Below are 10,075 nucleotides of genomic sequence, written 5' to 3' on the forward strand. Positions count from 1 at the left end.
GCCGTCGGCCTCCGCACGGCCGCCAACGGGACGGTTTCGGGGATCGAGGAGACGTCGGTGCGCGCGCTCGCGAAACTCGAGCAGGTGCTGCCCGCGCGGCTGCGGCACCGGGTGACCGCGCTGAGCACCGCGATGATCCCGCTCGGCGGCACGGTGCCGGTCATCGACGCGGAGGCGCTGACCGTCATCGCCTCCGCCTGCCGGGACAGCCAGCGGCTCCGGTTCGGCTACAAGAGCCACAAGGGCGACGTCACCGAGCGGTACATCGAGCCGCTGCGCATGGTGCACACCGGGCGCCGGTGGTACCTCGTCGCGTTCGACCTCGACCGCGACGATTGGCGGACCTTCCGAGTCGACCGGATCGACGGCGTCCCGGACACCAGTTTCCGTTTCACGCCGAGGGAACCGCCCGCCGAGGATCTGGCCGCGTACGTCTCCCGCGCGATCACTTCGTCGCCGTATCCGCACCAAATGGTGCTGCGGGTGAACGCCTCGGCGGACGTGCTCGCCGAAAACGTGTCCCCGACCGTCGGGACGATCGAGGCCATCGACGAGCACACCTGCCGGGTCAGGGTCGGGTCCAACGACCTTTCCGTGATGCCTTACTACCTCGCCCATTGGGACGTCGACTTCGTCGTGGAGGAGGCGCCGGACGAGGTCAAGGAACGGCTACGGCTGGTCGCCGACCGCTTCGCGCGCGCGGTCGGTTGAGTCCGAAGTGGACCGGGCTGCCTTCGCGCGTTTGGCCAGCAGGCCGATCGAGCCGAGTGAGATCAGGGCCAGCACGATGATGTAGAGCGAAACCGACATCGACGTCCCGGTGGATTCCAGCAGCAGCACCATGATGAACGGCGCGAGCCCGCCGCCGACGACCGCGCTGATCTGGTAGCCGAGCGAGGCACCGGTGTACCGCATCTCGGCGGTGAAAAGCTCCGCGAACAGCGCTGCCTGCGGGCCGTACATGATGCCGAGGAACAGCGAGCCGACGAACGACGCCACCACGAACAACGGCAGGGACGCGGTGTCGATCAGCAGGAACATCGGGATCGCCCAGATCGCGACGCCCGCCGCGCCGAAGGTGTAGATCTTGAGCCTGCCGATGCGGTCGGACAGTTTCGCCGAGAGCGGGATGATCGCCAGCTGCAGTGTGCTGATCAGCAGGGTCGCGACGAGCACGGTGGTCCGCGACATCCCGAGATGGCGGGTGGCGTAGTCGAGGACGCCGTTGAGCAGGATGTAGAAGGTCGCCGTGTTCACCATGAACGAGCCGCCCGCCAGCAGCACGGTGCCCTTGTGGTCGCGCATGACGTCACGCAGCGGCGACTTCCCCCGGTCGCGCTCCTCGGCGGCGAGTTTCGCTTCGGCGCGGCGGTATTCCGGGGTTTCGTCGATCTTGACGTGCATGTACCAGGCCAGTCCGAGCACGAGGATGCCGACCAGGAACGGGATGCGCCACGCCCAAGTCAGGAAGTCGCCGGGCGGGGCGACCTGTGCGGCGATCAGGAACACCGTGTTCGCCAGCACCACGCCGATCGGGACGCCGAGCTGGACCAGACTGCCGTAGAGGCCGCGTTTGCCGGGCGGCGCGTATTCGGTGGCGAGCAGCATCGCGCCGCCCCACTGGGCACCGACCGCGACGCCCTGCACGAGCCGCAGCAGCACCAGGATGATCGGCGCGGCGATGCCGATCGTGTCGTAGGTCGGGAGCAGGCCGATCAACGTGGTCGCGGCGCCCATCAGCGCGATCGCCATGACCAGTACGGGTTTCCGGCCTCGTTTGTCGCCGATACTGCCGGCGATGATCCCGCCCAGCGGCCGGGCGAGGAAACCGACGGCGAAGGTCGCGAACGAGGCGAGGACGCCGGCCGCCGCGTTGGTGGTGGGGAAGAAGGTCTTCCCGAAGACCAGGGCGGCCGCGATCCCGAAGACGAAGTAGTCGTACCACTCGACGGACGAAGCGAGCGCCGCCGCTGTCGCGGCCCTCCTCCGCTGGGACACGGTGATCGTCGGTTCTGCGGCGGTTTCGGGGGCGTTCGGTGCACTGTCGGCCATCTGTGTGCCCTTCGCTCGGCGCTGCTGCGGCGATGCAGTCCGGGCAAATTAACAACCGCTTAGTATGTGGTCAACGTCTCAGCGGGTATTTCTCGATACCGACTGGTTGGTATGTCACCCTGGTGGCGGTATCGCCGACGGAAGCCGATCAGTACTGGTCAGGAGAGTTTCGTGCCGAGCATCCGGAGGACCAGCTCGCTGTACTCCTGCCCGAGGGCCTTCGGCGTGTGGCGGGCGCGGTCGGTGTACCAGCGTGCGACGTCGACGCCGAGCGAGAGCACGGCCCGCGCGGCGGTGTGCGGATCGCCGACGGTGAACACGCCCGCGTCCGAGCCCTGGGCGATGACCTCGCGCACGACCTGCTCGATCCGGCGGCGCAGTTTCGCGACGACCTCGAACTCCTCGTCCGGCAGCGCGTGCAGTTCGTACTGCACGACGCGCGCCACGGTGTGCCGCCGGGCGTGCCAGGCCACGAAGTCCTCGACCAGCAGCCGGATCCGCTCGACGGGGTCGGTCTCGCGGGCCACGACGCTCTCGACCAGCGCGAGCGTCTGCTCGTGGCCGTACTTGGAGATCGCGAACAGCAGTGCGGCCTTGGACGGGAAGTGCACGTACAGCGCCGCGGGGCTCATCCCCGCCGCCGAGGCGATGTCCCGGGTGGTGGTCGCGTGGTAGCCGCGGCGCGCGAACGATTCGACCCCGGCCAGCATCAGCCGTCGTGCCGTCTCCGGCTGGACGTCGGGCCACAGCTCGGCCGACAGCGACATGGTCATCCGCAGATCCTCCCAGACGCTCGTATCCGATGGTGGGCTTGACACCATCTCCGGACCTTTCCATTGTAAGTGAGCGCTCGCTTAGTGACTGTGCTCGGCAGTGAATACAGAGGAGATCAAGAAGTGAACTCGTTCAAGGATCGCGTCGCGATCGTCACCGGCGCGAGCCGCGGTATCGGGCTCGGGATCGCCAAGGACCTGGTCGAGCGCGGCGCGAAGGTGTGCATCACGGCGCGCAAGCCGGAGCCGCTGGCCGAGGCGGTCAACGAACTGGGCGGCCCCGGTGTGGCCATCGCCGTCCCGGGCAAGGCCGACGACACCGCGCACCAGGACGAGGCCGTCGCCAAGACCATCGAGGCATTCGGGCGTCTGGACATGCTGGTCAACAACACCGGTATCAACCCGGTGTACGGGCCCACGCTGGACATCGAGCCGGAAGCCGCCGCGAAGATCTTCGCCGTCAACGTGCTCGCGCCGCTCTCGTGGACCCGCCGCGCACGCGACGCGTGGATGGGGGAGCACGGCGGCGCGGTGGTGAACGTCGCGTCCGTCGCCGGGCTGGGCGCGTCCCCCGGGATCGGCATGTACGGCGTCAGCAAGGCCGCGCTGATCCGGCTCACCAAGGAACTCGGCTTCGAACTGGGCCCGAAGATCCGTGTGAACGCCGTCGCGCCGGCCGTCGTGAAGACCAAGTTCGCGACCGCGCTGTATGAAGGCCGTGAGGAAGAGGTCTCGGCGTCGTACCCGATGAAGCGGCTCGGTGTTCCGGCCGACATCGCGAGTGCCGTGTCGTTCCTGCTTTCGGAAGAGGCGGGCTGGATCACCGGGCAGACCATCGTCCTCGACGGCGGCGTGACGCTGGCGGGTGGCCTGTGACCAGTTCGTTCACCGGAGCCGGTGTCGTCATCACGGGTGGGGGCGGCGGCATCGGTGCCGCGCTCGCCCGCCGGTTCGCCGCCGAGGGCGCGCGCGTCGTCGTCGGTGACCTGAACGGCGACGCCGCCGCTGAAGTCGCGAAGGAGATCGGCGGGACCGCGGTCGCCGGAGACTCCGCGAGCGAAGCGGGTGTCGCGGCTCTGATCGAAACCGCGCGCGAGACGCTCGGCGAGATCGACGTCTTCTGCGCCAACGCCGGAATCGCTCCGATGGGCGGCGTCGACGCGCCCGAGGAGGACTGGGCGCGGATCTGGGACGTCAACGTGATGGCACATGTGCGCGCTTCGCGGCTTCTCCTGCCGGCGTGGCTCGAACGCGGTCGCGGGCATTTCATCTCGACGGTGTCGGCGGCGGGATTGCTGACCACGCTCGGTTCGGCGTCGTACTCGGTGACCAAACACGGCGCGCTGGCGTTCGCCGAATGGCTGTCCGCGACCTACCGGCACCGCGGACTGACCGTGCAGGCGATCTGCCCGCAGGGGGTGCGGACCGCGATGCTGGAGAACACCGGCCCCGCGGGCGAACTGCTCATGGGAGCGTCGGCGATCCAGCCGGAGCAGGTCGCCGATTCGCTGTTCGAGGCGATCGCCGACGGACGCTTCCTGGTGCTGCCGCACCCCGAGGTCGCGGACTACTACGCCGCGCGCGCCACGCAGACCGACCGCTGGCTCGGTGGTATGAACAAGCTGCAGCGCAAGGTGGAGCAGCTCCCCGGCGAGTGACTTCCCGGCCGCGCACGGTTTCCGCCGTGCGCGGCCCGGGTTTCAGGCGACTTCGTTCAGTTTCCCGGTGGCGACATCGAAAACGAAGCCGCGGACGGAATCCTTCTTCGGGATGAACGGGCTGTTCCTGATCCGCGCGATCGACTGCCGGACGTCCTCGTCGAGATCGCCGAAAGCCTCTGCGGCCCAAGGGGGTTTGACCCCGACGTCCTCCTGGATCGACTTCTTGAAGTCGTCGTCGGTGAAGGTCAGCATCCCGCAATCGGTGTGGTGGATGAGGATGATCTCCTCGGTGCCGAGCAGACGCTGGCTGATCGCGAGGGAACGGATCTCGTCCTCGGTGACGACGCCGCCCGCGTTGCGGATGACGTGCGCTTCGCCTTCCTGCAGGCCGAGTACGCCGTAGACGTTGATGCGGGCGTCCATACAGGCGAGGACCGCGATGTGCTTGGCGGGCGGCAAGGGGAGTGGTCCGGAGAAGCCGGCGGCGTAGTCGGCGTTGTTGGCAAGGAGTTCGTCGGTGACCGACATGATTTCCCTTCCGTTCGGAGTCCCGCCGAGTGGACCGTTCGGATGCACGCATGCGCAACCGTGCCCATGAGCTGGGACTCTCGTGACGCCGGACCGATTAAGCGACCGCTTTGTTCCAGGGGTCGAGGAGCCGCCCCATTCGTAATGGCCCCTATGCGGAGTCGGCGATGTCCCGATCACCGGTGCCCCGCGTACTTTCGGGCAGAAGTCCCGGCCGGAAGTTACCTTAAATCAATCTTAAGAACCGGGGGATCGGTGCTATCTTGTCTTGGCGAACCAGTGGGAAGCGGTTGACGCGGAATTCACTCCTCGTCCCTCCCGAAGTACGGTTCCGCCGCGGTGGTTCGGTCACCGAACCGGCCGCTGAGCTGAGGATTCTCCTTCGAGGACACCGATACCGAACCTTCGGTACGGCCTGTCCGCACGGCGGGTTCGGTGGCCACGAACTTCTCTTCCCTTGCTCCGGAATTCGTTGACCTCGCTGTTCGACGGTTCGTAGTGTTTGCCGAGTCTTGGGCAGGGACGGCTTTGGTGGACACGACGAGCTCAGGCAGAAGGGGGCTTTTCCATGGCCGGCATCCGAACGATTTCCCCGATTGGTCAGCGGACTTTCGACGCGGGTCGTATCGCGCGGCCCGGAATCATCAGTGAATTCGTGGAAGGCGCGGACATGCCGCTGGCGGCGCTCAGCGCCGGACTGCGGCTCGGTGGTGGCAACGCCGCCTTCTATCGGCTGCTGGGCAGGCGGCCGGCCGAAGTGCTCGGCGAATCCTTCCCCGAACTCGTCACCACGGGTCCGGATCATCTGCGGCACCGGCTGAACCGGGTCGCCGAGGGCTGGGAGCAGCGGTTTCGCGGCAGTGTCGCCGGTCTCGGGTCCTCCGGGCCCGACAGGCTGACCATCGTCGCGGGCCGGATGCGGGCGCCGGGTGCGGCGATCCTGTTGACCGTGCTCCCGGAGACGGGGCCCGCCGAGGAACGCGCCGAGCAGCTGGGCTCGGTCAACGACATCGAGGCGAAGATCCTTCAGGGGATCGCCAGTGGCCTGTCCAGCCTGGAGATGGCCGACAAGTTCTACCTCAGCCGCCAGGGGATCGACTACCACGTCGCCCGCCTGCAGCGGAAGTTCAAGGCGCGCAACCGGGTCGAACTGGTTTCGCGGGCCTTCGCCACCGGGCTGCTGGACTCGACGGCCTGGCCGCCGCGGGTGCCGGAGTCCCGGCGCGCGAGCTGATGGCCCGGACCTGACGGGCGGATGGCCGTGGCGTGACGTGCTCGTGCGGTTACGGTGCGGTCCTCGTGAACTACCTGGTTACAGGGCGATATTTCGTGAGAATTCGCAATGACTCACCAGGCTGTATCGCTCATTTGAGCGTCCACACTCGCCCCTGTCGGATCCCCTGGCCTGTCGTCGACGTTGTTAGCTAGGCGAAGGTTTCGTTAAGGTGTGACCTCGCCGGACGGCTGTCTTGAGCATCCGCGAAGCCGCCGGAGTGACGGTCCCGACTTCGCCCGAGGACGACGCTCGACCCCTCGTGGCTCCTTCGTTCCCGGCCGCCGCAGTGTCGCGGCACTCGCCGGTTCGCTCATCTGAGCACCACGTGTCCCCGTAGTGAGGGATAACCCTTATCGAGGGTTGACGGTCTATTCGGTAAGACGATCACACGATGAGATGGAAGCACGTAAGCAATCGTTCGCTCTGTGTGACAGGAACGACCCGATGGGACCACGGGGAGGCGGAGATGGTGGACGAGGACGCCAGCAGATCCGGGCGCACACTGGCCGGACGTGCCGACGAGCTGCACTGGCTCGCCGCACGACTGAGCCCCGGTGCGCCCGGTGAAGGGCTCGTCGTCGTTCTGCGCGGCCAGGCCGGTATCGGCAAGACCAGCCTGCTCGACGCCGCGCTGGCCACTCTCACGGACACCGTCGTCTGCCGAAGCACCGGTGTGGCCGGGGACGGGGCGGCGGTGTCCCGGGACCTGCTCGCGGCCCTGCGGCGGGCCGGTGCCCGCGTCCCGAACCTGGAAACGGATGATTTCGCGGCCTGGTATGAGGAATTCGCGGCCTGGGCGGTCCGGACGACCGGAATCGTGGTGGCCGTCGACGACGTCCAGTGGTGTGACGAACCGACGCTGCGCTGGCTCAGCCTGATCGCCCGGCACGCGACGAGGCTCCCGGTGCGGATGGTCCTGGTCCGGTCGGCCGCCGACGGCCTGGCCGAGGCGGCGGAACGGTTGTCCGACCTCGAATCCTGGTACAGCACCGAAGTACTCGACCTCGGCCCGTTGTCCGCCGAGGCGGTCGCCTCGCTGGCACGTGAGGCCATCGGATCCGAGCCGGGTGAGCCGTTCGTGCGGCACTGCGTCGAACAGTCCGGCGGGAATCCGTTGCTGCTGCGGGAAATGCTCGACGAACTGGGCAGGGTCGCGGCCGGGGTGGCCCCGGTGGCCGGGTCCGCGGCCGGTTCGGCGCTGATCCGCTCGCTGTTCGCCGGCGTCCCGGACTACGCGCGGACCGTCGCCACCGCCATCGCGATCCTCGGCGGCCAGGACCTGTCGCTGGTCGCGCGGCTGGCCAAGGTGCCGGCGCGCACCGCCGGGACCGCCGTCGACCTGCTCCGAAGCCAGCACATCCTGGTGCCGGAAGGGCTTTCGTTCCGCCACGACCCGGTGCGGGAGGGGCTGCTCGGCGCCCTCGAACCCGCCGAACTGAGCCTGCTGCGACGCACCGCCGCGATCCTGCTGAGCGACGCCGCCAGGGCGCCGGAGGAGGTCGCCGAACAGGTGCTCGAAGTCGGCGAACTCGAATCCTGGATGGTCGACCTGTTGCGAGACGCCGCGACCTGCGCGTGCGAACGGGGCGCTCCCTGGGACGCGCTGCGCTACCTCCGGCCCGCGGCGGCGGCCAGGCCCGCCGACGCGAGTCTGGCCGTCCAGCTCGCCGAGACGGTCGCGCTGCTCGAACCGGACAGCGGATTCGACCTGCTGCGGCGGGCACTGGAACTCCAGCAGGATCCGGCGGACCGGGCCCGTGCCGCGATGAAACTGGGCCGGGCGGCGCTCGTCGCCCGCCGGTGCGGGACCGCGGTCACCGAGTTGGACCGGGTGCTCACCTTGTTCGGCGGTGACGTGGACGAGCAGGTGCGGATCCACCTCGAAGGCTTGCTGTGCCTGGTGGGCATCGAAGATCGCGACAGCCTGCCGAAGCTCGACGCCTGGATGCAGCCCCGGTTCGAGGACGGCGCGGAGAGCGTCGTCGACGCGAGACATCTGGCCGTCTGCGCCGTCGTCGCCGCGCTCGACGGCACCCGTCCCCGTGAGGCGGCCGAATGGGCGATGCGCGCGATCCGCGGCTACCTCCCGACTTCCGACGATTCGGCCGTCAGTTCCGCCGTACTGGCCCTGCTGCTGGCCGACGAGGTCGACGTGGCCAGGGACGAACTGACCCGGGTGATCGAGCTCGTTCCCGCCCAGCGCAGTGAATATCTCGCCTTCCGAGGTCTCCTCGGCCATTGGTGCGGCGACCTCGCCACGGCGGCGGCCGACGCCGGCCAGGCCTACGTGCTCAGCCGGCGCGCGGAGGGCCGCACCGGCGGCGTCGTCCCGCGGATCGCGCTCGCGACCGTTTCGGCCCAGCAGGGAGAACTCGCGAAGGCGGCGAAGTTGCTGCGGGAAGCGGATTCCCCGCAGTTGTGGGACCACACGGTGATGCGGCCGTGGTTCGAGCTCGTCGACGCGCGGGTCCGCTGGGCTTCCGGGGACCACGACACCGCGCTGAAGTTGTTCCACCGATGCGGGGAAAGCCTCACCGAGGTCGGGATCGCCAATCCGCTGCTGGCGCCGTGGTGGTTCGAAGGCGCCTGCCTGCTGGCCGACGACGGCCGCTACGAGGCCGCCGCCGAACTCGCCGCCGAGGGCAGTGGCCCGGCGGTGCGATGGGGTACGCCGCGGGCGATCGGGATGTCCCGGCTCGCGACCGCGGTCGCCACCCCGGGTGCCGACCGGGTCGACCTGCTCGAAGAGGCGGCGACCATCCTGGCCGGCTCGCCCGCCCGGCTGGAGGAGGCGCTGGCGGAGTTCCACCTCGGACGCGCGCTCATCGATGCCGGAGACCTCACCGCGGCGCGCACCCGGCTGCGACGGTGCGTCGAGCTGAGCCTGCGCACCGGGGACCGGTTCCTGCTGCGCCGGGCCCAGCGGACCGCCGCCGACGCGGGCATCCCGAGCCAGGTCACGCCGCTTTCGTCGCTGAGTCCCGCCGAACGGCACATCGCCCGGCTCGCCGGGCGCGGGGTCAGCAACCGCGTCATCGCGGAACGTCTCTTCGTCACCGTCCGGACCATCGAGACGCATCTGACGAGCGTGTACCGCAAGCTGCGGATCGCCGGGCGGACCGAACTGGCCGCCGTACTGGGCCACGCGGACGAAAGCGACCGCCCGGTCGTGCTCGAGGGGGCAAGGTGAACGCGGTCCGGCTCGAAGCCGAGGGTACGGATCAGCTCGTCGAGCGCGAGACCGAACTGCGCCTGCTCACCCGGCTGATCGGCGACCTCGAACTCGGTCACGGCGGTTCCGCGCTCGTGCTCGGCCCGGCGGGCAGCGGGCGGACGGCGCTGCTGGAGCAGGTCGCGTCGCTCGCCGGCGAACGCGGTCTCCAGGTGTTCGCCGCGCGCGGATCGGCCACCGAATCCCAGCTGCCGTACGGACTTCTTTCCCAGCTGCTGGCCTCCATCCCGGAACTCGCGGACGTCCCGTGGCTGCGCGCCGCGCTGTCCGACGGCACCGACGTCCAGGTCCTGCACGAACTGCTCTGCCAGCGGCTCCTGGAATCGGCCCGGCGCTGCCCGGTGGTGCTGGTCGTCGACGACCTGATCCTGGCCGACGACCAGTCCGTGGCCTGGCTCGCCGCCCTGCAGCGACGGCGCGGGCACGATCCCGTGCTGCTGGTCGCCGCGCATTCCGGACCGCAGGACGACGGCTGCGAGGACTCGGGCCCGCTGTCCCTGGCCGGTTTGCCTTGGGAGAACAGGCATGTCGTGCGGTTGCGGCCGCTGAGCGA

Annotated in this window: 9 protein-coding genes; 6 read left to right on the top strand and 3 right to left on the bottom strand. The window is 69.1% G+C overall.

All coding sequences use genetic code 11. The features are described 5' to 3' along the window. A partial coding sequence (locus H5J31_RS38520) for a helix-turn-helix transcriptional regulator (RefSeq protein ID WP_181777592.1) occupies nt 1-711 on the top strand: 711 nt, incomplete at its 5' end. On the opposite strand, the gene H5J31_RS38525 is transcribed toward H5J31_RS38520, so the two are convergent. Continuing rightward, nucleotides 670-2,052: an MFS transporter gene (locus tag H5J31_RS38525; RefSeq protein ID WP_181777593.1), complete on the bottom strand. Its 1,383-nt coding sequence runs from the start codon at nt 2,050-2,052 to the stop codon at nt 670-672. The two genes, H5J31_RS38520 and H5J31_RS38525, sit on opposite strands and share 42 nt — an antisense overlap. 158 nt (nt 2,053-2,210) lie before the next feature. Then, a complete protein-coding gene (locus H5J31_RS38530; protein WP_181777594.1) occupies nt 2,211-2,825 on the bottom strand; it encodes a TetR/AcrR family transcriptional regulator in 615 nt (204 codons plus the stop codon). Between the two features lie 123 nt (nt 2,826-2,948). Here H5J31_RS38530 and H5J31_RS38535 point away from each other — a divergent pair, with 123 nt between their 5' ends. Both H5J31_RS38535 and H5J31_RS38540 read left to right on the top strand, forming a co-directional pair. Then, a complete protein-coding gene (locus H5J31_RS38535) occupies nt 2,949-3,701 on the top strand; it encodes an SDR family oxidoreductase (protein ID WP_181777595.1) in 753 nt (250 codons plus the stop codon). Continuing rightward, nucleotides 3,698-4,483 (top strand): SDR family oxidoreductase, encoded by a 786-nt coding sequence (locus H5J31_RS38540; RefSeq protein ID WP_181777596.1) that lies wholly within the window; start codon nt 3,698-3,700, stop codon nt 4,481-4,483. Before H5J31_RS38535 ends, H5J31_RS38540 begins: the two co-directional genes overlap by 4 nt. A gap of 42 nt (nt 4,484-4,525) precedes the next feature. On the opposite strand, the gene H5J31_RS38545 is transcribed toward H5J31_RS38540, so the two are convergent. Continuing rightward, a complete protein-coding gene (locus H5J31_RS38545; RefSeq protein WP_181777597.1) occupies nt 4,526-5,014 on the bottom strand; it encodes a beta-class carbonic anhydrase in 489 nt (162 codons plus the stop codon). Between the two features lie 568 nt (nt 5,015-5,582). Here H5J31_RS38545 and H5J31_RS38550 point away from each other — a divergent pair. The 3 genes from H5J31_RS38550 to H5J31_RS38560 form a co-directional block, all read left to right on the top strand. Beyond that, a complete protein-coding gene (locus H5J31_RS38550; RefSeq protein ID WP_181777598.1) occupies nt 5,583-6,248 on the top strand; it encodes a helix-turn-helix transcriptional regulator in 666 nt (221 codons plus the stop codon). Nucleotides 6,249-6,756: 508 nt separating this feature from the next. After that, nucleotides 6,757-9,480: a helix-turn-helix transcriptional regulator gene (locus H5J31_RS38555; RefSeq protein WP_181777599.1), complete on the top strand. Its 2,724-nt coding sequence runs from the start codon at nt 6,757-6,759 to the stop codon at nt 9,478-9,480. Next, nucleotides 9,477-10,075: ATP-binding protein (locus H5J31_RS38560; protein ID WP_181777600.1), on the top strand; the 599-nt coding region annotated here is incomplete at its 3' end. The genes H5J31_RS38555 and H5J31_RS38560, both read left to right, overlap by 4 nt.

Source organism: Amycolatopsis pittospori (assembly GCF_013870525.1).
Taxonomy (GTDB): domain Bacteria; phylum Actinomycetota; class Actinomycetes; order Mycobacteriales; family Pseudonocardiaceae; genus Amycolatopsis; species Amycolatopsis pittospori.

Bases quoted from the DNA above. Each gene is read 5' to 3' on its own strand.
- H5J31_RS38545 (WP_181777597.1), bottom strand. From the start codon at position 5,014: ATGTCGGTCACCGACGAACTCCTTGCCAACAACGCCGACTACGCCGCC.
- H5J31_RS38530 (WP_181777594.1), bottom strand. From the start codon at position 2,825: ATGACCATGTCGCTGTCGGCCGAGCTGTGGCCCGACGTCCAGCCGGAG.
- H5J31_RS38555 (WP_181777599.1), top strand. From the start codon at position 6,757: ATGGTGGACGAGGACGCCAGCAGATCCGGGCGCACACTGGCCGGACGT.
- H5J31_RS38525 (WP_181777593.1), bottom strand. From the start codon at position 2,052: ATGGCCGACAGTGCACCGAACGCCCCCGAAACCGCCGCAGAACCGACG.
- H5J31_RS38550 (WP_181777598.1), top strand. From the start codon at position 5,583: ATGGCCGGCATCCGAACGATTTCCCCGATTGGTCAGCGGACTTTCGAC.